This window comes from Paracoccus aestuariivivens (assembly GCF_009711225.1).
GTDB lineage: Bacteria > Pseudomonadota > Alphaproteobacteria > Rhodobacterales > Rhodobacteraceae > Paracoccus > Paracoccus aestuariivivens.
The window spans coordinates 1,050,578-1,072,531 of record NZ_WMIE01000001.1 but is presented as its reverse complement, the minus strand read 5'-3'; the positions used below and the strand labels follow the sequence as shown (position 1 = coordinate 1,072,531).

General features: G+C 60.7%; 19 protein-coding genes. 8 read left to right on the top strand and 11 right to left on the bottom strand.

Annotated features, from left to right (window positions below):
• Position 1: 1 nt before the first annotated feature.
• The 6 genes from GL286_RS05175 to GL286_RS05150 all read right to left on the bottom strand — a co-directional run bounded on the left by GL286_RS05175 (position 2) and on the right by GL286_RS05150 (position 6,897).
• On the bottom strand, positions 2 to 853 hold the full coding sequence (locus GL286_RS05175; protein ID WP_155094423.1) for a formate/nitrite transporter family protein: 852 nt from the start codon (positions 851 to 853) through the stop codon (positions 2 to 4).
• Positions 854 to 864: 11 nt separating this feature from the next.
• On the bottom strand, positions 865 to 1,197 hold the full coding sequence (gene nirD, locus GL286_RS05170; RefSeq protein WP_155094422.1) for a nitrite reductase small subunit NirD: 333 nt from the start codon (positions 1,195 to 1,197) through the stop codon (positions 865 to 867).
• Positions 1,194 to 3,629: a nitrite reductase large subunit NirB gene (gene nirB / locus GL286_RS05165; RefSeq protein ID WP_155094421.1), complete on the bottom strand. Its 2,436-nt coding sequence runs from the start codon at positions 3,627 to 3,629 to the stop codon at positions 1,194 to 1,196. Before nirB ends, nirD begins: the two co-directional genes overlap by 4 nt.
• Before the next feature lie 15 nt (positions 3,630 to 3,644).
• Positions 3,645 to 4,856: an MFS transporter gene (locus tag GL286_RS05160; RefSeq protein ID WP_155094420.1), complete on the bottom strand. Its 1,212-nt coding sequence runs from the start codon at positions 4,854 to 4,856 to the stop codon at positions 3,645 to 3,647.
• A 287-nt stretch (positions 4,857 to 5,143) separates the two neighbouring features.
• On the bottom strand, positions 5,144 to 6,316 hold the full coding sequence (locus GL286_RS05155; protein WP_155094419.1) for an ABC transporter substrate-binding protein: 1,173 nt from the start codon (positions 6,314 to 6,316) through the stop codon (positions 5,144 to 5,146).
• Positions 6,307 to 6,897, bottom strand: a complete 591-nt coding sequence (locus GL286_RS05150) for an ANTAR domain-containing response regulator (RefSeq protein ID WP_155094418.1) — start codon at positions 6,895 to 6,897, stop codon at positions 6,307 to 6,309. Before GL286_RS05150 ends, GL286_RS05155 begins: the two co-directional genes overlap by 10 nt.
• Before the next feature lie 382 nt (positions 6,898 to 7,279).
• Between GL286_RS05150 and GL286_RS05145 the strand changes: the two genes are divergently transcribed.
• The 8 genes from GL286_RS05145 (at position 7,280) to GL286_RS05110 (ending at position 15,326) form a co-directional block, all read left to right on the top strand.
• Complete coding sequence (locus GL286_RS05145; protein WP_155094417.1) at positions 7,280 to 8,188, top strand: helix-turn-helix transcriptional regulator; 909 nt, start codon at positions 7,280 to 7,282, stop codon at positions 8,186 to 8,188.
• A 175-nt stretch (positions 8,189 to 8,363) separates the two neighbouring features.
• Positions 8,364 to 9,497: a calcium-binding protein gene (locus GL286_RS05140; protein WP_155094416.1), complete on the top strand. Its 1,134-nt coding sequence runs from the start codon at positions 8,364 to 8,366 to the stop codon at positions 9,495 to 9,497.
• 134 nt (positions 9,498 to 9,631) lie between these two features.
• Positions 9,632 to 10,612 (top strand): alpha/beta fold hydrolase, encoded by a 981-nt coding sequence (locus GL286_RS05135; RefSeq protein ID WP_246184829.1) that lies wholly within the window; start codon positions 9,632 to 9,634, stop codon positions 10,610 to 10,612.
• Between the two features lie 27 nt (positions 10,613 to 10,639).
• Positions 10,640 to 11,341 carry a hydrolase gene (locus GL286_RS05130; RefSeq protein WP_155094415.1) on the top strand — a complete coding sequence of 234 codons (702 nt, stop codon included), beginning with the start codon at positions 10,640 to 10,642 and terminating at the stop codon, positions 11,339 to 11,341.
• A gap of 78 nt (positions 11,342 to 11,419) precedes the next feature.
• On the top strand, positions 11,420 to 13,282 hold the full coding sequence (locus tag GL286_RS05125) for an amidohydrolase (RefSeq protein ID WP_155094414.1): 1,863 nt from the start codon (positions 11,420 to 11,422) through the stop codon (positions 13,280 to 13,282).
• A gap of 15 nt (positions 13,283 to 13,297) precedes the next feature.
• Positions 13,298 to 14,953: an MFS transporter gene (locus GL286_RS05120; RefSeq protein ID WP_155094413.1), complete on the top strand. Its 1,656-nt coding sequence runs from the start codon at positions 13,298 to 13,300 to the stop codon at positions 14,951 to 14,953.
• A complete protein-coding gene (locus tag GL286_RS05115) occupies positions 14,950 to 15,165 on the top strand; it encodes a DUF1427 family protein (protein WP_155094412.1) in 216 nt (71 codons plus the stop codon). Before GL286_RS05120 ends, GL286_RS05115 begins: the two co-directional genes overlap by 4 nt.
• Entirely contained in the window at positions 15,162 to 15,326 is a 165-nt protein-coding gene (locus tag GL286_RS05110; protein ID WP_155094411.1) for a DUF1427 family protein, read from the top strand. The genes GL286_RS05115 and GL286_RS05110 overlap by 4 nt, the downstream gene beginning before the upstream one ends.
• Here the strand turns inward: GL286_RS05110 and GL286_RS05105 are convergent, their stop codons facing one another.
• The 5 genes from GL286_RS05105 to GL286_RS05085 form a co-directional block, all read right to left on the bottom strand.
• A complete protein-coding gene (locus tag GL286_RS05105) occupies positions 15,327 to 16,022 on the bottom strand; it encodes a FadR/GntR family transcriptional regulator (protein WP_246184827.1) in 696 nt (231 codons plus the stop codon).
• A gap of 81 nt (positions 16,023 to 16,103) precedes the next feature.
• Positions 16,104 to 17,111: a YeiH family protein gene (locus GL286_RS05100; RefSeq protein ID WP_155094552.1), complete on the bottom strand. Its 1,008-nt coding sequence runs from the start codon at positions 17,109 to 17,111 to the stop codon at positions 16,104 to 16,106.
• 29 nt (positions 17,112 to 17,140) lie between these two features.
• Positions 17,141 to 18,001: a DUF1989 domain-containing protein gene (locus GL286_RS05095; protein ID WP_170295041.1), complete on the bottom strand. Its 861-nt coding sequence runs from the start codon at positions 17,999 to 18,001 to the stop codon at positions 17,141 to 17,143.
• On the bottom strand, positions 17,998 to 20,730 hold the full coding sequence (locus GL286_RS05090) for a hybrid sensor histidine kinase/response regulator (protein WP_211596200.1): 2,733 nt from the start codon (positions 20,728 to 20,730) through the stop codon (positions 17,998 to 18,000). Before GL286_RS05090 ends, GL286_RS05095 begins: the two co-directional genes overlap by 4 nt.
• Before the next feature lie 296 nt (positions 20,731 to 21,026).
• A complete protein-coding gene (locus GL286_RS05085; protein ID WP_155094409.1) occupies positions 21,027 to 21,827 on the bottom strand; it encodes a transporter in 801 nt (266 codons plus the stop codon).
• Between the last annotated feature and the right edge of the window lie 127 nt (positions 21,828 to 21,954).

Sequence of the window (21,954 nt, the reverse complement as noted above, 5' to 3'; positions counted from 1 at the left end):
CTTACTCAGCGGGAACCGCGACGGGTTTGGCTTCGTCGATGCTGACGCGATCGCGTTCGGGCGAGGTGCGGTGGTGGGTGGCGTAGATCATCGCGCCGACAAAGGTCAGCCCGCCGACCAGATTGCCCACAACAGTCGGGATCTCGTTCCAGATCAGGTAGTCCATCCACGTGAACTGGCCACCCAGCAGGATGCCCGCAGGGAACAGGAACATGTTCACGATGGAATGCTCGAAGCCCATGTAGAAGAAGACAAGGATCGGCATCCACATCGCCATGATCTTGCCCGAGACGCTGGTGGACATCATCGCGGCGACGACACCGGTCGAGACCATCCAGTTGCACATGACCGCGCGCACGAACAGCGTCAGCATCCCCGCCGCGCCATGGGCGGCATAGCCGAGCGTCCGGCCCTCGCCGATATGGCCGATCTTTTCGCCGACGGCATTCGGGGCCTCGGAGAAGCCGAAGGTTACGATGATCGCCATGAATACCGCGACGGTGAAGGCCCCGGCGAAATTGCCCGCAAAAACCAGCCCCCAGTTGCGCATAAGCCCCTTCATCGTGACCCCGCGCCGCTTGTCGATCAGCGCCAGCGGAACAAGGGTAAACCCCCCTGTCAGCAGGTCGAAGCCCAGCAGGTAGAGCATGCAGAAGCCGACCGGAAACAGCAACGCGCCGATCAGCGGATCGCCCGTATTGACCGTAACCGTCACCGCAAAGGCCGCCGCCAGCGCAAGGATCGCGCCCGCCATATAGGCGCGGATAAGGGTGTCCTTGGTCGACATGAACACCTTGGCCTCGCCGGCATCGACCATTTTCTTCGCGAAATCAGTAGGATTGACGTAAGACATGATGTTCCTCCTCAGGCGGCTTTGCGGGCCATCAATTCGGCGCTGATCAGGATGCGGCCGTTTTCGACGCGGATGGGATAGGTACGGACCATGCCCTCGTCGGCGCCCTGCGCCTCGCCCGAGTTCATGTCGAAGACCCAGTTATGCAGCGGGCAGGTTACACGGTCGCCATGCACGATGCCTTCGGACAGGGGGCCGCCCTTATGCGGGCAGCGATCCTCAAGGGCGAAGACCCGATCATCCGAGGTCCGGAAAACCGCGACGCAGCCTTGCATGGTTTTCACGACACGCGCGCCCTGTTGGGGCACGTCCGATAGCGCGCCGATATCGACGAATGTGGTCATTCCGCTGCCTCCAGCGTGAGATCTGCAAGGGGGCCCCATTTGGGCGTCTCGGCGGGGGTGGAGAGCTCGGCCCATGGATCAGTGCGATAGACCGATTGGCTGATCTCGAAACGCTCGACCAGGGCCATGCGGTTTTCCAGATCATCGACGACCTGCGCCTTGATCCAATCAAGGCCAACCTTGGACATCCATTTCCACAGCCGGTCCAGATACTTGCCGTTCTCGCGGTAAAGCTGGGTCACGGCGAGGATGATCTGGATGGTTTCTTCCTCGGACGGGGTCGAGGCCAGATGCTCGGTCTCTTTGACCTCCATCCCTGCCGCGCCGCCGATCGAGATATTGTAGCCAGAGTCGACGCAGACCACGCCGATATCCTTGCAGGTCGCCTCGGCGCAGTTCCTCGGGCAGCCGCTGACGCCCAGCTTCAGCTTGTGCGGCGTCCATGACCCCCACATCAGTTTTTCCAGCTTGATACCAAGGCCGGTCGAATCCTGAGTGCCGACGCGGCAGAACTCTTTGCCGACGCAGGTTTTGACGGTGCGGAGGCCCTTGGAATAGGCCGCACCCGAGACCATGCCCGCAGCGTTCAGATCGGCCCACATATGCGGCAGATCCTCTTTCTTGACGCCCAGCAGGTCGATACGCTGGCCGCCAGTGACCTTGACCATCGGGACGTTGTATTTGTCGGCGGCATCGGCAATGGCGCGCAGCTCGTCGGGCGTTGTCACCCCGCCCCACATGCGCGGCACGACTGAATAAGTCCCGTCCTTCTGGATATTGGCGTGGTTGCGTTCGTTGACGAAGCGCGACTGACGGTCGTCTTTGTACTCCAGAGGGTATTCGGCCAGCAGGTAATAGTTCAGCGCCGGGCGGCAGGAATGACAGCCACCAACGGTTTTCCAGCCCAGTTCCTGCATGACGGCGGGGATGGATTTCAGCGCCATGGTCTTGATTAGGCGACGCACGTCCTCATGCGTGTGATCGGTGCATTTGCACATGCCGGCGGGGGCTTCCTGCACCTCGCCGCCCATGGCAAAGGCCATGACCTGTTGCACCAATCCGGTGCAAGTGCCGCAAGAGGCGCTGGCCTTGGTGCAGGCGCGCATCTGGTCCAGCGTGCAGGCCCCACCGGCAACCGCAGCCATGATCGTGCCTTTGGAGACGCCGTTACAACCGCAGATTTCCGCCTCAGGCGGCAAGGCTGCAACGGCCGCCATAGGGTCCAGCTTGGACCCTCCCTGGAAGGCAGGGCCGAAGATCAGCGTCTCGCGCATTTCGCTGATATCGGTACCTTCCTTCATCATGCCGTAGAACCAGTTGCCATCTCCGGTCTCGCCATACATGACGACGCCGATGATGCGGTCGTCCTGCAGGACAAGGCGCTTGTAGATGCCACGGCCCGGATCGCGGAAGACGATGTCCTCGCGGCCCTCGCCCTCGGCGAAGTCGCCCGCGCTGAACAGATCGCAGCCGGTCACTTTAAGCTTGGTCGCGGTCTGGACGGGAACGAACTCGGCGGCCTCGTCCAGCAGGGTTTTCGCCAGCACCTTGGCTTGATCGTAAAGCGGCGCGACAAGGCCGAAAAGCTGCTTGCGATGCTCGACGCATTCTCCAAGCGCGAAGATGTGCGGATCGCTCGTCCGCATCGCGTCATCGACGACGATGCCGCGCTCGACCTCAAGATGGGCGTCATTGGCAAGGCGGGTTTCGGGGCGGATGCCGACGGCCATGCAGACCAGATCGGCGGGATAGACGGTGCCGTCTTCCAGCAGCACGGCCTCGGCGCGGTCGGTGCCAAGGATCGCCTTGGTCGCGCCCTTGCAATGGACTTTGATGCCGCGCTTTTCCAGATCCTTCTGCAGCAGGTAGCCCGCCGCCGGGTCCAACTGACGCTCCATCAGGTGGCCCATCAGGTGGATGACCGTGACCTTGGCGCCGCGTGCGGCCATGCCAGCCGCCGCTTCCAGACCCAGCAACCCGCCGCCGATCACCACGGCATCCTTGCCCGCCACGCCCGCATCGATCATGGCATGGGTGTCTTCGAGATCGCGATAGGTCACGACGCCCGGCAGTTCCTTGCCCACGACAGGGATGATGAACGGGGCCGAGCCAGTGGCGATGACCAGCGCGTCATAAGGCGCGCCGCCCTTGTTCGAGTAGACGATACGGTTCTTGCGGTCGATCTTGACCACCGGCTCGCCAAAGCGGCAATCGACGCCGTTTGCCGCGTACCAGTCATCGTCATGGGTGACGATGTCTTCGTATGTCTTCTCGCCTGACAGGACAGGGGACAGCATCAGGCGGTTATAGTTCCCGCGCGGCTCTCCGTTGAACAGGGTGACCTCGTAGGCGTCCGGTGCGGCGTCGAACAATTGTTCGAGCATCCGTCCCGAGGCCATACCGGCGCCAATGACCACTAGCTTCTTTTTCATGGCTGTGGGTTCCTTTCAGGCGGTTTGAAGTGCTGCGCCGCGATTGAGGCGGCGGATCGTGAGGTGCATCCAGACAAGGCAGGTCGCGATCAGGACGAACAGGACCATGAAGCAGCTGGACCACATGCCGGTTTCATCCTTGAGCCAGCCGAACAGCAGGGGCAGGAAGAAGCCGCCAAGCCCGCCGATCATGCCGACCAGACCGCCGACGGCCCCGACATTTTGCGGATAGTAGGTGGGGATGTGTTTATAGACCGCGGCCTTCCCGAGGCTCATGAAGAAGCCAAGGACAAAGATCACGACCAGAAAGACCGGAGCCGAAACACCCGACGGAGCGGAAAGGATCGCGGTGCAGACCAGCGAGACGATCAGCGTCCAGTACATCACAGCGCGAGCGCCGACGCGGTCCGACAGCACGCCTCCGTAGGCGCGGAAGATCGAGGCCGGGATCGAATAGGCCGCGCCGATCATGCCCGCCGTCTTGATGTCGAAACCGTAAACCCCGATCAGGTAGCGCGGCAGCCACAAAGCCAGCGCGACAAAGGCCCCGAAGGCGAAGAAGTAATAGGCCGCAAAGCGCCAGACCTGCACATTCTTCAGCGGCGCGAATTCGGCTTTCAGGCTGCGCAGCGGGGCTTTGGTGCCGCGACGCTCGATGGTGACCGGATCGTCCTTGCTGAAAACCCAGAACAGGATCGCGGTCAGCGCCAGTGCTGCGGCCCAGATCTGCGCGGTGGCTTGCCAGCCATAGGCGACCATGACGAACGGGGCGACGAACTTGGTCACGGCAGCGCCGACATTCCCGACGCCGAAGATGCCAAGCGCCGTGCCCTGTTTGGCCGATGCATAGAAGCGCGAGACATAGGCAACGCCGACGGCAAACGAACCGCCCGCAAGACCGACACCAAGCGCGGCCAGCAGCATCTGCGGATAGGTGGTGGCCCAGCTCAGCAGGAAGGTCGCCAGCGCCGATGCCAGCATGGTCAGCGTATAGACGACGCGACCGCCCAGGCGATCGGTCAAAATGCCCAGAACGATCCGGACCAAAGATCCGGTCAGTACCGGCATCCCGATCAGCAGGCCGAACTGGGTTTCGGTCAGGGAAAGCTGCTCGCGGATCTGGATGCCGATGATGGCGAATATGGTCCAGACGGCGAAGCAGACGATGAATGCGAAGGTAGAAAGGCCAAGCGCGCGGCTGGCCTCGGACGAGGCTGAAGTGGTCATGGATGATGCTCCGATGGCGTGGCTGAATTGCGTCTGCTGTCGGAAAGCGTTTCTCGCGGAACAACGGCGTCCGGTTGGCGCTTTCGCAAGATTCCGCATCTTCGCGGGATCATGCCGCATCTTTGCGAGCGGGCCGTGGTACGTCGTTGTACCGAGCCATGAGTTGAAATTGCGCCAACTTGACGCGGCACACAATCATCCTGTCGGGCAAGCAAATCAAAACGCCCCCATCTGCTGAGGATGGGGGCGTTTTTCTGCGCTGCAAAAGTCGTGTGCTTAAACTTCGCTCACTTCGCGAACGGCGGCTCAAAGACCGAACCATCGAAAAACGCGTCCCGACGCAGAATCATCTGTCCACGCTCGGCGGGAACCGCGAAATCCGCAGCAAGTGCGCCCTCGAGCCGCGCCGAGGCTCCGGGCAGATCGGCAGCTGCTTCGCGCAAATGCAGCCGGTAAAGGTCGGTCCGATAGATCGCCATGGCCTGCTGCATCGCAGCGACCGGATCGAGACCATGTCTTCTGGCGATGCGGTCGGCAAAGAATGCCGCAAGACTGCGCCAGGGATAGCTGGCCCCACGTGCGTTGAAGGCGATAAAATCGGGAACATCGCGGATCTCGCCCAAAGGCGAAATCATCATCCGTCCGGTCAACCCGCGTTCGGCCAGTTCGGAGGGAAGGTTCAGATAGTCCGGGCGCGAAACGATGTCGGCAGCACTACCGCGATGATCGGGTTCGTCCAGCCAGCGTCCGGCCCGCCAGATCGCCCGCATCAGCCGCCCTGTCAGTTCGAGCTGGCCTTGGGTAAAGCTGCGGTTCAGGACCAGACCCTTCTCGGGCGGTGCAGCCCAGATCGCACGCCCCGGTAGGATCAGCGAGGCGATACCGCGTTCGATCGCGAACGAGGCCCAAGGTTCCCCGACGCAGAACAGATCGACCTCACCCGCCAGCATCGCATCGGCCATACGCGGCGGTGGCACCGTCACGACCGAGATATCATCGGCAAAGCCGCAATGTTCCAGCCAGTAACGTGTCAGCTCGTGCTGGGTCGAAAACTGGAACGGCACCCCGATACGCAGCGGCCTGTCCGCAACGGCCCGCAGGGCAAGACCGGCGGCGCGCGCATCGGTGAAGGCAAAATCATGGCCTGCATCCCGCAATGCCGTGGTCAGGGCATTGCTGAGGGCAATCGCCTGACCGCCCTGCGACAGGATCATAACCAGATCCGTCTCGGGCAGGGCGGGACCAAGGCCGATCGCCTGTGCCACCGGCATCGGAGCCAGCATATGAGCGGCGTCGATCAATCCAGCACCCAGCATGTCGCGGCTTTGTGCCCATGAGTTCAGCTGGATCAGATCAAGGGCCAGCCCTTCCTCGGTGGCGAAGCCCAGTTCATGCGCCACGATCAGGGCGGCAGCGTCGATCAGCGGCAGATAGCCCAGTTTTACGGGGGTCAACGGCATGTCAGAAGCCCCGCCGCCATGACCAGTTGCTGGGCGATCTCGCCCATGCGCTTGCCCTGATCCATCGCGGATTTGCGCAGCAAGGCATAGGCTTCCTCTTCGTCGATCCCGCGCGCCTTCATCAGGATCGCCTTGGCACGGTCGATCAGCTTGCGTTCCTCCAACGCGGCGCGGGTCGCCACCAACTCGGCCCGCATCCGTTGGATCATATGGAAACGGGCGATAGCGGCATCCAGTACCGGCTTGATCCGGTCCTGCCTGAGCCCGTCCACGACATAGGCGGAAATTCCGGCCTCGATTGCAGCGCGGGTCAGTTGCTCGTCCGATCGGTCCACAAACATCGCCACCGGCCGCTCGGTCGGGGCCGAGGCCACCGCCAGATCCTCGAGAACATCGCGGGACGGGTTCGCCAGATCGATCAGCACGATATCGGGATGCATTTCCGCGATATGACGGGCCATCCCCGCCACTTCAGAGATGACACGGATGTCATGGTCGCCCGCCTCGCGCAGACCATCCACAATCGTGGCGGCACGTTCGACATCGGCTTCGATGACTATGATCGACAGGCGTTTATCCATGTTCCCTTCCGGCCCAACCCCAAGGCCCAGATCGCACCCGGACCAAGCGTCGGCAATGGCGGCCCGATCACTTCCGGAGTGACTGTAGATTAATGCCCAAGGAATGGCCAAGTCGCCCAAATTTACGCCAATTTTAGGCTGACTATACGAAAGTCTAGGACGTTCACGAATGTGAAATGCCGCACATTAATGTTCAAGATCGGCTAGGGTGGTGGCGGTATCTCGGCCACGGATCAGCCAGCAGGCCCCAGCATTCGGGCAATGCCAGCAGCATGATCCTTTCTGGCTGAAGTTTGTTAACGGTTTTTCATTCACGACGAACAATCGGGCTGTCGGCGCATTTCCTGCGCGCGTCTGACCGGTCCAAACGAAGAGGTGCGCAATGAGTGCTCAAGTTCAGACCATGACGCGGACGGCTGGGGCCACGGATTCCTTAGGCTGCTCGACTTCGGTTCTATCTGCCGACCACGTTCTTTGCTCGAACGAATTTGTCTTTCGCCGGAAAGCGGCCTCGGGGTTGCACCATAGCCATGTCGCCACACCGGCTCAGGACCGAGGGTTGCTGGTCGGGATCTCACTCGTCGATGGCCATCGCCGCAAGGGTGGCGAGGCGGGGCGCGTGCAGGACCGTCTGTTCGATCGCGGGGACGCTTATATTCGCGACTTCGACAATGACTATGCGGCAACGATGGACGGCTATTTCGACTTCTTCCTGATCGAACTGTCGCAGAAATTTGTCGATGAGGCCGAGCGCATCACGGACCGAGGCAAGGGGCGGGCACTATCCCGCGTGCAAGGTCACGAAGATCAGATCCTGCGCCATCTGGCGCAAGCGCTTGTACCGGCTTTGGCCCAACCCGACGCGTTCGATCCGCTGTTCATCGAACAGTTGGCGACGGCGGTCGGCGCACATCTTTTGCACAATTACCGCAGCCAGAACGGTCTTGCGGATGACAATGTCAGCACCCTGGCACCGATGCTGGTCCGACGCGCCAAAGAAATGCTGATGTCGGGCGAGGACGAGAAGGTCTCGATCGCGCATATCGCCGAGGCGCTGAACCTGTCCCGACACGGTTTCTTCCGGGCATTTCGCGATTCAACCGGCGTTACGCCCTATCAATGGCTGTTGAACCAGCGCATCGACCATGCGCGCCGCCTGTTGGCGACCACGGACCTGACTTTGGTCGAGGTTGCCTTGACCTGTGGCTTCTCGGATCAAAGCCATTTCACCCGCGTATTCGGCCGGATCGAGGGCATGTCTCCGGGGCGCTGGCGCGACCGAGCCAGATAGGACATTACGTCATTAACCATCTGTTAATAAATGCCGTTGACGCAACCTACGGCTTCAGCCATCAGCGTTTATGCGTCGGTACAAGATGCATAGACGTTAACGGGGCTCCCTTAGACGGCTCTGCTCTCCTTCGACGCTTGTTCGTTTTTTTAGCGATTGGACGGGAGATAGGGAGATGGCTGTATTTGACTCATATGTCAGCCTGAGAATGTGGGGAGTTAGCACCGTCTACGGAACGGTCACTTGGGCCGGATCGGACGCGATTGTCATTAGCGTTGGCAACCAGACCTTCGAGTATTATGGCAATTTCAGTTACGACTATTATGGCAACGTCTACGGCACACTGACCGGATACGCCCAATTCAGCGGAAATACGCTGCTGGGTGAGGCCTATAATTTCTCGATCTCGGCCTCGACCGCATTCGATGCAATTGACGCCGGCAACGCGGATGGGCTGATCGCTTACATCGCGCGTGGTGCCGACTCTGTCTATGGCTCGGACTATGCCGACAGCATTGCCGGATATGCCGGAAATGACGGGCTTATCGGCTATGGCGGCAATGACCTGATCTACGGTGGCACGGGGAATGACACGATTTCCGGTGGCGCAGGTTACGACAGGCTGTTTGGCGATGCCGGAAACGACCAGTTCTATATCCTCGATGGCTCGGACATTGTCACAGAATATGCCAATCAGGGCACGGATATGGCGTCGATCTCGGTCAATTACACGCTGACAGCGAATGTCGAGAACCTGTCGATGAACGGCTCGGGCAATCTGACCGGAACGGGGAATGGATTAGCCAATGTAATGTCCGGCAATTCGGGACATAACCGGCTGAACGGTGCTGCGGGGAATGACAATCTCAACGGGGCAAACGGAAATGATGTTCTGAACGGCGGTGCTGGCAACGACGTCCTGAGCGGTTCCAACGGCAATGACCGGATGATCGGTAGCGCGGGCGCTGACCGCATGACGGGCGGGACAGGCGCGGATACCTTTGTCTTCTCGACATACGCGGATTCGACCGTTGCGCCAGCCGGACGCGACACAATCACCGATTTCAGCCGTGTCCAACACGACGTGATCGACCTGCGAGGCATCGACGCGAACTCGGCGCGATCAGGTGACCAAGCGTTCAACTATATCGGAAGCGCGGCATTCACCGGCCAAGCCGGACAGCTTTCGGCCCGTACGGTGGCGAATGGGACCTTGATCTCGGCTGACGTGAACGGCGACAGGGTCGCTGATTTTTCGATCCTGCTTGACGACCGTATGTCGCTGGCCGCTGACAGCTTCCTGCTGTGATATGCGTACGGCGCGTTAACCCGCGCCGTATGTACCAAGAGAACCGACTTTCGTGAAATGCCCGACACTAGCTTGCAAGATAGGCGAGTCGTTCGGGCGTAATCTGATGGGGCAAGTCGCACGGAGCCCCATCCATGTCTTCTCTGACTGAATCCTCTGACAATTCGATCCAACGGTCGGCACTGACCCGCCGCGAGGCGTTGCAGCTTTCTGTCGGGGCTGGGGCTTTGATGTGGCTTCCGGGGATGGGTTTTGGCCTGTCCCGTGTCACTGATAACGGAGCCAGAACCATGAGCTATCTCACCACCTCGGACGGCGTTCAGATTTTCTACAAGGATCAAGGCCAAGGGCGACCGATCCTGTTCTCGCATGGTTGGCCGCTATCGGCTGACGCATGGGAAACGCAAATGCTGTTCTTCGGCCAGAAAGGCTATCGCGTTATCGCCCATGACCGCCGCAGCCACGGCCGTTCGCAACAGACATGGGACGGCAACAACATGGATCGTTACGCGGACGATCTGGCCGAGTTGATCGAGAAGCTGGACCTCAAGGACGCGATCCTTGTCGGGCATTCGACCGGAGGAGGAGAGGTCGCACATTACCTTGGCCGACACGGCACCGCGCGGGTATCGGCTGCCGTGCTGGTCGGGGCAGTTCCTCCGTTGATGGCCAAGACCGACACCAATCCCGAAGGCCTGCCGATCGACGTGTTCGACAGCATCCGCGCAGGCGTCGCCAGCAATAGGTCGCAATTCTACAAGGATCTGGCGGTGCCCTTCTATGGCCATAACCGCGAAGGCGCGACCGTCAGTCAGGGGTTGCAGGATTCATTCTGGCTGCAAGGCATGGCTGGCGGGATCAAGGGACTTTACGATTGCATCCACGAATTCTCGGAAGTCGATTACACTGAAGATCTGAAGAAGATCGATATCCCGGTCTATTTCATCCATGGCGATGACGACCAGATCGTGCCGATCGGTGCGGCGGCGGAAAAGGCGGTGAAGCTGGTCCCGAATGCGACGCTGAAAATCTATCCCGGCGGCGCGCACGGATTGGCCGAAACGGAACCGGAACAGTTCAACCACGATCTTCTGGCCTTCGTGGCCTCGGTCTGAATGACCACATCCAAAGGGAGCAACGCCATGAATACCAAGCTTGAAGTTCTGACCCCGGAGAACTGCCAGATGATCTTCATCGATCATCAGCCGCAGATGGCATTCGGTGTCCAGTCCATCGACCGTCAGGTACTAAAGAACAATACAGTCGGACTGGCCAAGGCCGCAAAAATCTTTGGCGTCCCGACCACGATCACCACCGTCGAGACCGAGGCGTTCTCGGGGCATACCTATCCCGAGCTTCTGGCGGTTTTTCCCGAGAATCCGATCCTCGAACGCAGCTCGATGAATTCGTGGGACGATCAGAAGGTTCGGGACGCGCTGGCTGCCAACGGCCGCAAGAAGGTGGTTGTCTCGGGGCTTTGGACCGAGGTCTGCAACAACACTTTCGCATTGTCGGCGATGCTGGAGGGCGGGTACGAGATCTACATGGTCGCGGATGCCTCGGGCGGGACGTCCAAGGATGCACATGACTATTCCATGCAACGGATGATCCAAGCTGGCGTCGTGCCTATGACATGGCAGCAGGTACTGCTGGAATGGCAGCGCGACTGGGCGCGTCGCGACACCTATGACGCGGTGATGGCATTGGTAAAGGAGCATTCCGGAGCCTACGGCATGGGCGTCGATTACGCCTATACCATGGTGCACAAGGCCCCCGAGCGCGTGGTCCATGGCCCACGCCTCGCGCCGGTGCCGGCAGCAATTTCGCCCCAAGCTGCCGAGTGACCGGCGGTGCCGCGCCCCGATCCTCCTCCCCTCGGGGCGCGGCGCCCAAATTATCGCGACATCTTAAGGAGCCGATGAATGGTGGACACGATCCTGACCGATGGCCGGATCACGACGCTTTATCCCGCCCAACCCGAGGCCGAGGCGCTTGCCATTCGCGACGGCAGGATCGTGGAGGTTGGCAGCAATCGCGACATCATGCGGCTGAAAGGCGACGGCACCCGTGTTATCGAACTGGCCGGTCGGCGGGTAATCCCCGGCCTGAATGACAGCCACACCCATCTGATCCGCGGCGGCCTAAGCTATAATATGGAACTGCGCTGGGAAAACGTGCCCTCGCTTTCCGATGCGCTGCTGATGCTGCGCGAGCAGGCCGCGCGCACCCCCGCGCCACAATGGGTTCGGGTCATCGGCGGTTGGTCCGAGTTCCAGTTCGCCGAACGCCGCATGCCGACACTTGATGAAATCAATGCCGCCGCGCCCGACACACCGGTCTTCATCCTTCACCTTTATGCCCGCGCTTTGCTGAATCGCGCCGCCCTGAAGGTGCTTGGCATCGGGGCGGATACACCCGATCCTCCGGGCGGGGTGATCGAAAAGGATGCGCGTGGCAATCCGACAGGGATGCTGCTGGCCAAGCCCTCGGCGCTGATCCTGTATTCGACGCTGGCGCAGGGACCAAAGCTACCGCTTGAAGACCAGATCAACTCGACCCGCCACTTCATGCGCGAACTGAATCGCCTTGGCATCACCAGTGTCATTGACGCGGGCGGAGGCGGACAAAACTATCCCGATGATTACGAGGTGATCCGGCAATTGGACGAGGCCGGTCAGTTGACCCTGCGGCTCGCCTATAACCTGTTCGCGCAAAAGGCGGGCAGCGAGCTTTCGGATTACGAACGCTGGATCGCGATGACCGAACCGGGCGCAGGCTCGGCCATGCTGCGGATGAACGGGGCAGGCGAGAACCTGACCTGGTCCGCCGCCGACTTCGAGAATTTCCTTGAACCCCGTCCTGAACCCGGCCCGCATATGGAGGCCGAGCTTGAACGCATCGTCGAACTGCTTGCCGAGAATGGCTGGCCATTCCGGATACACGCCACTTACGATGAAACGATCGACCGTTTCCTGACCGTATTTGAACGGGTGAACGGGCGGACGCCGTTCCGCCAGCGTTTCATTATCGACCATGCCGAGACGATCACGCCGCGCAACATCGAACGCATCCGCGCGCTTGGCGGGGGAATCGCGATCCAGCACCGCATGGCCTTTCAGGGCGAGTATTTCGCTGCCCGTTACGGGGCCAATGCCGTCCGCGCCACACCTCCGGTCGCGCGGATGTTGGCTGAGGGTGTACCCGTTGGCGGCGGAACCGATGCAACCCGCGTTGCTTCTTACGACCCATGGGTGGCGCTGCATTGGTTGACGACGGGGCGGACGCTCGGTGGCTTGCAACTGACAGATGATGGCAGCCTGATCGACCGTGAAACCGCGTTGCGGCTATGGACCGAAGGGTCGGCGTGGTTTTCCGGCGAAGCGGGTGAAAAAGGCAGGCTTGCCAAAGACTTTCACGCCGATCTTGTAGTTCTTTCCAAGGACTTCATGCGCGTGCCGGATGACGAGATCCGGGGCATCCGGTCGGTCATGACGATGGTGGCCGGTAAGGTGGTCTATGGCGAGCAGGAATTTTCACATCTTGCGCCGCCACTTCCTCCGGTCAGTCCGGACTGGAGCCCCCTCCGCTATCTGCCAAGTCCGGGTCAAAGACCTGCTGCGATGGGCGCGCCATGTCCCGCTCATGCGCGATCTTGTCACACCGACTGCCGTAGCGTTTGCTCTATTCACGGACATGACCACAGCATCGCCTGGACCAACCCAATTCCCGTCCAACGTCTGACGAGCTTTTGGGGCGCATTGGGTTGCTCGTGCTTTGCGGTCTGAGCGAAAGGGAGAGCGATGCAGGAATTCTCGAAAGTGGTGAATCAAAGCCGGCAATCTGCTTGGAGTCCGTTCCGGCATAGCGCATTCACATTGCTTTGGACGGCAACGCTGATCTCGAACATCGGCACATGGATGAATGATGTCGGCGCAGGCTGGCTGATGACCGAACTCAGCCCGTCACCGGGGATGGTCTCGCTGGTCTCGGCGACAACGACTGTTCCGATATTCCTGTTCGTACTGCTTGCCGGAGCGCTGGCCGACCGCGTGAACAAGCGGCGCTATCTGATTATCGTGAATACGGTTCTGGGCATCGTGATCGCACTGCTGGCTTTCGCGACACTGTCAGGAAAAATGACGCCGGGCGTGTTGCTGGTGTTTACCTTTCTGATCGGGACCGGCGCGGCCTTTATCGCTCCGGCATGGCAATCGGTGGTGCCTGCGCTGGTGCCGCAAGATACCTTGTCTCCGGCGGTGGCGCTGAATTCGCTCGGGGTGAATATCAGCCGCGCCATCGGGCCTGCGCTGGCGGGACTTTTGATCACGGTTGTCGGTCTTTCGGCACCGTTCTTTGTGAACGCGATCAGCTCCATCGTTATCATCGGAGCCCTGATCCTGTGGAAGCCCCCGCCCGAGGAGCCGCCGCGGCTTCCGCCCGAACCGATTGCCGGAGCCATGCTGACCGGTTTCCGGCACGCGATGCATAATGCCGCTTTGAAGGCCACATTGCTGCGTGCGCTGGGATTCTTCAGCTTCGCGAGTGCCTATTGGGCGCTTCTGCCGCTATTCGCGCGGGGCATTCCCGGGGGCGGGGCCGCGCTATACGGATTGTTGCTGGGTGCGATCGGCGCAGGGGCGGTAACCGGCGCGCTGATCCTGCCCGGACTTCGGAGAAGAATGGGGATCAACGGCCTGACCACCGGAGGCACGATCACAACGGCTCTGGCCATGGCTATCCTGAGCATGTCGCACAACCCGACACTGACCGTCATTGCGTCATTCATCGGCGGTCTGGGCTGGATCGCAGTGCTGACCAGCCTGAACGTCTCGGCCCAGATCGCGTTGCCGAACTGGGTCCGTGCGCGAGGGTTGTCGATTGCGTTGATGGTGTTTTACGGCTGCATGGCGGCAGGTTCGACGTTCTGGGGCCAGATCGCCAGCCTGACGTCGGTGCATTTTGCCCTTTTGCTGGCGGCCGCTGGACTGGTCGCCGCAATCCCGCTGACTTGGCACGCGCTGCTAGGGCAGGGGCAGGGGCACGACATGAGCCCCGCAACCAGCTGGCCCAGCCCCGAAATGGCCGAGGATCTTGCCAGCAGCAATGATCGCGGACCGGTCCTTGTCACCATCACCTACGAGGTCGACTCCGAGGAAACGGAAGCATTCCTCGCTGCCATGACCGGTCTGTCGGGAGAGCGTTATCGCGACGGAGCGCATGACTGGGGCATCTATCAGGACGCGGCATCGCCCCGTCTGTGGATTGAATGGTTTTTCCTGCACAGCTGGGCCGAACATCTTCGCCAGCATGAGCGGCATACCAAGCATGATGTTCTGGATCATGCGCGTGCCCATGCCTTTCATCGCGGCATACGCCCCCCCGAGATCAGGCACTATCTTGCGCCGCGCAACAGCCGGACAGGCGCACCAGTCCCCCCGAAAGGACCAAAAGCATGACAAAAACCGTGATCGGATTGCTGCTTGCGCTTGGCATCGCCTGTCGTCTGGCGGCCATCCCGCTGCCCGCGCCACCGGTCCTGATCGGAGCCCTGCTGGTTCTGGCCATGACACTTGGCTATGTCCTAACCGACTGGTTCGCTGCGCATCGCGCCGCGACGACGCGGCCCCTATGCGGTGGCCCGACCGGCGAAACCAGAGGTAATCCATGATCCACGTTGTCGGAGGACTGACGCTGGGATTCCTGATCGGCTCGGGTTGCCGCTGGTTCGATCTGCCGCTGCCCGCACCACCACGGATCGTTGGTGCGCTTCTGGTCGTCGCGATGACCGTCGGCTTTATCGGTGCGGATCTGCTTCTGGCAGCAGGCTGACTACCGTTTCGCGTTGGCCGGAGACGAAACGATCCATGTCATCGCGTCCTCCACCTGCGACAGATGCTTTTGCATGGCATCGCGCGCCCGCTCTTCGGAACCCGCCGCAATGGCATCTGCAATCAGCCGGTGTTCATAGTTCGAGGCGATCCGGCGGTCTGCCATCAGGTTGACCAATTCGGATTGCTGCATCAGCGCCTTGCGTGATTGCTGGACGACACGCGCGAACAGCGCGTTTTGCGATGCCTCGGCAATCAGACAATGAAAATCCGAATCCAGCCGGACCCATGTCTGTGAATCCGTCTCGGATTCCATAAGGTCGCAAAGCTGTACCAACTGGGCCAGCTTTTCCTCATCGCGGCGCAAGGCTGCCCAACCGGCTGCGGGGATTTCGATGAACGGACGCGCCTCGACCAGATCGCGGGCCGAGAACTCGCCATAGGCCAATTCGCTGCGTTGGGTCGCCGAAATGACATAGCTGCCGCTACCGGTTCGGCTGCGGGTCAGTCCCAAGGTCTGCAAGGACCGCATTGCCTCGCGGATCATCGGGCGGCTCACGCCATAGCTGACCGCGAGCTTTTCCTCGGATGGAAGGCGACTACCGACCGGAATCTGGCCTGACAGGATGGCACCGCGCAAATCCTCGAATACGGCTTCGGTCGCATTCTTGCGCGTGGCAGGAATTTTCTCTCTCAATGCCTCGCCCAAATGCAATCCTCCGGAAGTCTAGCGTGCTATTTTGGCCGATTGATTGCGCGGGGGCAATCCCAAGCGACATTATCGCAGCCAATGCAATCCGCCCACCACGAAAGCGCCCAGAAAAACCGTGTCGGCCAGAAGCAAGGCAATCGCCGCCGGCCCGACCTCGAGCATCCTTGCCAGCGAGGTCTTGATCCCGACCGCCGCGATGGCGACCAGCAGCGCCCAGCGGGACAGGACACCCGCCGCGTCGGCCAGCCAGACCGGCAGCAGTCCCAGCGAGTTCACCGCCGCCAGCGCGAGAAATCCCAGAACGAAGCCCGGCAGCAGCGGCGGGCGTTTCCCCTCGACCTGATCGGCCAGACCGCGCGCACGGATCACCAGCGAGATCACCAGCACCACCGGTGCCAGCATCGAGACGCGGATCAGCTTGACCAGCGTTGCGGTCTCTCCGGCCTCGGGGCCAATCGAGAAGCCAGCGCCGACGACTTGGGCCACGTCATGGATCGTGCCGCCAAGGAAAACGCCGGAATCGCGGGCGTCGAAACCGAAAACCTGCGCCAGCATCGGGTAAAGCACCATCGCGACGGTGGACAGAACGGTGACGGCAAGGACGGTGAAGACCAGATCACGCTCGGATTTCTCGTGGCGGGGCAGGACGGCGGCGATGGCCATGGCGGCAGAGGCACCGCAGATCGCGACCGAGCCTCCGGTCAACAGGGCAAAGCGCCAATCGCGCCCGACGATGCGGGTGATCGCCAGCGCGAAGAGGATGGTCAGCACGACCCCTGCGACGACCAAGCCGATGGCCGCGCCGCCCAGACCGGCCAGCATCTCGACCGAGATCCTTGCGCCCAGCAGCGCCACCCCCAGCCGCAGCACGGTCTTGGCGGTGAAGCCGATGCCGGGGGCGGTCTTGGTGCCGGTCTCGGCCAGAAAGTTCAGCGCGAGCCCCAGAAGCAGCGCCATCAGCATGGCAGGCGCGCCGTAATGCTCGGACAGGAATTGCGCGGTGGCGGCGACAAGGACCGAGACGGCAAGGCCGGGAAACAGGACCGGAACCGCGTCTCGTATCGGTACGCGCATATCGTCCGGAGAAAGTCGTTCAGTCACGATCAAAGCCCGTGCGAGCGGTCACAAGGATTGCGGGTAGGTGGCTTCCAGCCGACCGGATTACCTGTTGGGCGATATATCTCGACAAGCAAAGGGTAACACGCCGCCACATCAGATGAATGGCTGTTCGAACAATCCCCTCCGGGGCAGGCCGAAAGGCAACCGAGCAGGTCAATCTCGGCGAAAAACTCAAGGTAATCGCCGGGCCGGACCGGACTGGCTTTCATGAAATACTGGCCGGTATCGCGGGTGAAGCCCGTGCACATAAAAACGTTCAGCACGTCATGGACATGGCCCTCGGCCAGTTCGGGGCGAAGGCCGGTGAACTGCGCCAAAGCCCGCGTCAGGTTCGAATGACAGCAATGGTGATAGGCTCCGCCACCGCTGAGCAATGCGTGGGTATAGGGGTCGCATCGTGTCCCGATCACATCATGGACCGCACCGCCGAACTCGTCGAAACCGTACCAGTCCAGAGTGTCATGCGTGATCGTCGCCATCGGACGCAGATAGGGAAAGGACGACCACAACCGGTCGCCCCGACCGACATGCGTGCCGTGCAGGGCCCGTGTCTTGCCGCTGTAAAAACGCTCGTCCAGATTGCCATCTGCGAACAGGTTCAGATCGCCGACCTGCGGTCCTTCGGTCGAGACGATGCGGAAGAACGAACCGGCTTGAACACGGAAACAACCTGCCTCGCGGGGCTCGATCCGGATGGTTTCGACCAGTTCCAATCCTTCGCGCAAGGCACGGTAGCCTTCGATATCAGGGATGGGCAGGGTGGCGACCGGATAGCAGATCACGGGCGACACCGATTTGCGCTGCTCCGCATCGGCGGGCGGGGTACAAAGCGGAGCGGGTTTCACACGAGATCCTTTTGCCTGATCGCCTGTCGCACGGCGGATTGCAGATCGGGCATGGCATAGGGCTTGCCCAATAACACGACACGGGCGGGACTGCCGTCCGGAGCGCGGGATTCACCGGTCGCATAGACAAGCCCCAGATGCGGGTGCCGCTCGACCGCGAACCTGGCAAGTTCGTCTCCCGACAGGTCAGGCAGGCCCAGATCGGTCAGCAGCAAGTCAAAGGTCTTTGCCTCCAGCGCCTTGATCGCTTGCCGCGCATTCGCTGCTTGCGTGACGCGATGGCCCAGTTCCTCAAGCATCATCGCCGTATCGGCGCAGATCAGGAAGTTGTCCTCAACCAGAAGTATTTCGAGGCCATCGCCAGCCGGAGCCTGCACCTCCTTTTCCGCCATGATCTGCTGACGATTTGCGATGACATGGCGCAGGCGGCGCGCTAACGCCTCGTGCGAATAAGGCTTCGACAACAACTCGACGCCATGATCGAGCCTGCCGCCATGGACGATCGAGTTTTCGGTATAGCCCGAGGTGAAAAGCACCGCGATTTCGGGAAGACGTTCCTGCGCGCGCTGCGCCATCTCTCGGCTCGTCAACGGGCCGGGCATGATAACATCGGTGAACAGGACGTCGATTGGCACACCGCTTTCGATGACGCTCAATCCGGCCAATGGATCTTTCGCCGTCAGAACGCGATAACCTAAATCGGTCAGCAGTTCGACGACGGTGGTCCGGACTGCCTCGTCATCCTCGACGACAAGGATGGTCTCGGTTCCGCCCGTTACCGGACCGGCCTTCATGACCACCTCGCGATCTTCCTCGGCCATCGAGCGCGGCAGGAAAACCTTGACCGTCGTGCCTTGCCCCAACTCGCTATAGATCGAGACGTGGCCGCCCGACTGTTTGACAAAGCCGTAAACCATCGACAATCCCAGTCCGGTGCCGCGACCCTCGGGCTTGGTCGAGAAGAAGGGCTCGAACACTTTTTCAAGAACCTCGCGCGACATGCCTGTTCCCGTATCGCTGACGGCAAGCATGACATATTGGCCCGGAGTCACCTCGGAATTGTCCTCGGCATAGGCTTGATCCAGATGGGCGTTTCCGACCTCGATGATCAGCTTGCCGCTGCCATCCATCGCATCGCGGGCATTGATGGCGAGGTTCAGCAGGACGTTTTCGATCTGTCCGGGATCGACATAGGCATTCCACAATCCGCCCGAACAGATGACATCGATCTCGATGGCCTCACCCAACGAGCGCCGCAGCATGTCGTCCATCCCCGACACCAGCCTGCCAATGTTGAGCACACGCGGTTCCAGCGGTTGGCGCCGCCCGAAAGCCAGAAGCTGATTGGCAAGCTTGGCACCGCGCTGCACACCGGACAGCGCATTTCTGACCTTTTCCTCGGCGCGTTCATTGCCTGTCACATCGCGCAGCAGCAAATGCAGATTTCCCGAAACAACTTGCAGCAAGTTATTGAAGTCATGCGCAATCCCGCCGGTAAGCTGACCGATTGCCTCCATCTTCTGGGATTGCTGCAAGGCGTGCTCGGCCTTGCGACGCTCGGCGACTTCGGATTGGACGCGGGCTTCCAGTCCCTCATTCAGCAACCGCAACTGGTCTTCTGCGCGACGTCGATGCCGGACCTGACGTTCCAGATCCTGAGCGCGGTCGACCAGCTGCGCCTCGGCGGCGCGTTGTTCGGTGATATCAGTATGCACACCGACCCATTCGCGGATTTCACCTTCCAGATCCCGCGTCGGCACGGCACGGATCGCAAAGTTGCGCCATTGCCCATCCTTTCGCCGGACACGGTGCTCCCATGTGTAGGTGGCCTTGGTCGCAACGGCTTCTTGCCAACTGGCCAAGGAGCCCGCGCGGTCATCCGGATGGACCACGTCAACCCAACCACAGTCTTGATATTCTTCAAAACCTTGTCCGGTCAGATTGGCCCAGCCAGCCTGCTCACCGCGCATCTTCCCGTCAGGAGAGTTGGTCCACAACACGCCATGGATCGCATTGACCGCCGCCGCGAACCGCTCATTGCTATGGCGAAGTTCCTGCTCGGTATTCTTCCGGTCCTCGACATCGATCATCAGGACATAGATGCCCAGCACCTTGCCCTCAGAGTCGCGGCGGGGAATGTAGCGGACTTCAAACGTGTGGACGCGCCCGTCGGGCAACGTGACGGGGGCGTCGTTGATCACCATTTCGCCCGCGAGGGCACGTTTCAAGGATGGCTCGCGCGAAGCAAAATAGGTTTCGCCGACAATCTCTCGCTTGTGATGGCCGATCACCCGCTCGGGCGGCACGCCGAACACATCAAGATAGCGGCCATTGGCGAGACGGAAGATCAGGCTGCGGTCCAGAAACCCGACCAGAATGGGGAGGGCGTCGGCAAGGCTGTAGATTTCGGTCCGGCTTTCGGCAAGCAGAGCGCGGGCAGCCACAGCGTCCGTGATCTCAAGCACGGTGCACAGGACACCATCCACCCGCAGACCATCGTCGCTATAGATGGGCGTATAGAACAGGTCGAAAACCGCCTCTTCAGGGCGGCCATGCCGGTTCAGTGTCAGCGTTTGTTCGCGGAAGGCCTGAACCTTGCCCTGCCGGCCTTCCTCGATGATGCGACGGTTCCAGTCCCAGATCTCGGGCCAGATTTCGGGCACCGTACCGCCCATTGCGCGCGGGTGGTAGCTACCGGCAATTTCGATGTAGCTGTCATTATAGATCATCACATGATCCGGTCCCCACATCAAAACCTGAGGGATCGGAGAATTGACGATCGAATTGACCTTGATGCGCAAGTTCTGCGGCCAATCGCTGATCGGCCCAAGTGAGGTCTTCGACCAATCAATACTTCTGACCATTTCACCAGAAATACCGCCGCCAATCGGCCAAGGCGAAGACCCAGTCTCAGTCGGCAAATTGTCCCCCATCTTCGACATGTACAAGATATGCGGTCAACCACTGCGGTTGTCCACATAACTTGCATTTCATCAAGGATGATCGACTGCGCTTCGAGGTCGGGTTAGCCCTTGGGGTAAAGCCACGTCACCGAGGCACGCATGCCCCAATCATCTGGCCCGTTTTCAGGCGCATCCGCCCAATAACGTGCGCCCATCTGGAAGCTTACAGGTTGCGCGCCAAACTTGACCAGTTTCGAGACCTGCATGTTGATCGGCACGGTCCACTGTTCGTTCTTCCAGTCATATGTCGATTCAGTGTTCAGCGCGAAGGTCCACGAAGTAGGTGTGGTGTAGGTCACGAAAGGCTGCAGGAAAGTTGACGAAATATCGTCGCGATCATCCTCTCCGGCCACTGACCAGATATGGTTGGCAAGACCGCCGAACGTCCAACCACCATGTTGTTTCAGGACGACGGCTGTCGGTCCGATGCCCCATTTTTCGGCGCCAAGCAATTCATCGGATGCCGTCGGCAGCAAGAACGCCGGTCCGGCACCCCAGATCAGGCCATTCTTGGTGGGCAGCTTGGGCGAAAAGAAGAAGCTAGCCAAGACGTCACCAACGCCGGATTGGCTTCCGGATTCACCGGCGATGTCGCTTTGCTTGACGATGGGAATGATCGTCCGCGAGATCACGTTCCAATCGTCATTCAGCGTGATCGGAACCACCGGCTGAACGTTGAGAACGTATTTCTCGCCGTCCGAGGGACCATAGCCGGAATCATAGTTGAACTGGAACGGCAGGCTGATCAACGAGGCGACGGGGTTGGACAGCTGTTTGGCCAGTTCCTGATCCTGAGCCAGCGCGGGCGAAGCGAGCAAGGCAGCTCCGGCCAGAATACTGAATTGTAGCGCTTTCAAGTCCATGCGTTCCCCTTTGCATACACGTCTGGAGTGAAGAACTTGATAACCGACGCCGCGATTCTCCGAGCGAATCAAGTAGCAATCACGGCAATGGTATCAGCGAAGGCTAGTCGGAACAGATAGGTCGGGG

Bases quoted from the DNA above. Each gene is read 5' to 3' on its own strand.
- GL286_RS05175 (WP_155094423.1), bottom strand. From the start codon at position 853: ATGTCTTACGTCAATCCTACTGATTTCGCGAAGAAAATGGTCGATGCC.
- nirD (WP_155094422.1), bottom strand. From the start codon at position 1,197: ATGACCACATTCGTCGATATCGGCGCGCTATCGGACGTGCCCCAACAG.
- nirB (WP_155094421.1), bottom strand. From the start codon at position 3,629: ATGAAAAAGAAGCTAGTGGTCATTGGCGCCGGTATGGCCTCGGGACGG.
- GL286_RS05160 (WP_155094420.1), bottom strand. From the start codon at position 4,856: ATGACCACTTCAGCCTCGTCCGAGGCCAGCCGCGCGCTTGGCCTTTCT.
- GL286_RS05155 (WP_155094419.1), bottom strand. From the start codon at position 6,316: ATGCCGTTGACCCCCGTAAAACTGGGCTATCTGCCGCTGATCGACGCT.
- GL286_RS05150 (WP_155094418.1), bottom strand. From the start codon at position 6,897: ATGGATAAACGCCTGTCGATCATAGTCATCGAAGCCGATGTCGAACGT.
- GL286_RS05145 (WP_155094417.1), top strand. From the start codon at position 7,280: ATGAGTGCTCAAGTTCAGACCATGACGCGGACGGCTGGGGCCACGGAT.
- GL286_RS05140 (WP_155094416.1), top strand. From the start codon at position 8,364: ATGGCTGTATTTGACTCATATGTCAGCCTGAGAATGTGGGGAGTTAGC.
- GL286_RS05135 (WP_246184829.1), top strand. From the start codon at position 9,632: ATGTCTTCTCTGACTGAATCCTCTGACAATTCGATCCAACGGTCGGCA.
- GL286_RS05130 (WP_155094415.1), top strand. From the start codon at position 10,640: ATGAATACCAAGCTTGAAGTTCTGACCCCGGAGAACTGCCAGATGATC.
- GL286_RS05125 (WP_155094414.1), top strand. From the start codon at position 11,420: ATGGTGGACACGATCCTGACCGATGGCCGGATCACGACGCTTTATCCC.
- GL286_RS05120 (WP_155094413.1), top strand. From the start codon at position 13,298: ATGCAGGAATTCTCGAAAGTGGTGAATCAAAGCCGGCAATCTGCTTGG.
- GL286_RS05115 (WP_155094412.1), top strand. From the start codon at position 14,950: ATGACAAAAACCGTGATCGGATTGCTGCTTGCGCTTGGCATCGCCTGT.
- GL286_RS05110 (WP_155094411.1), top strand. From the start codon at position 15,162: ATGATCCACGTTGTCGGAGGACTGACGCTGGGATTCCTGATCGGCTCG.
- GL286_RS05100 (WP_155094552.1), bottom strand. From the start codon at position 17,111: ATGCGCGTACCGATACGAGACGCGGTTCCGGTCCTGTTTCCCGGCCTT.
- GL286_RS05090 (WP_211596200.1), bottom strand. From the start codon at position 20,730: ATGATCTATAATGACAGCTACATCGAAATTGCCGGTAGCTACCACCCG.
- GL286_RS05085 (WP_155094409.1), bottom strand. From the start codon at position 21,827: ATGGACTTGAAAGCGCTACAATTCAGTATTCTGGCCGGAGCTGCCTTG.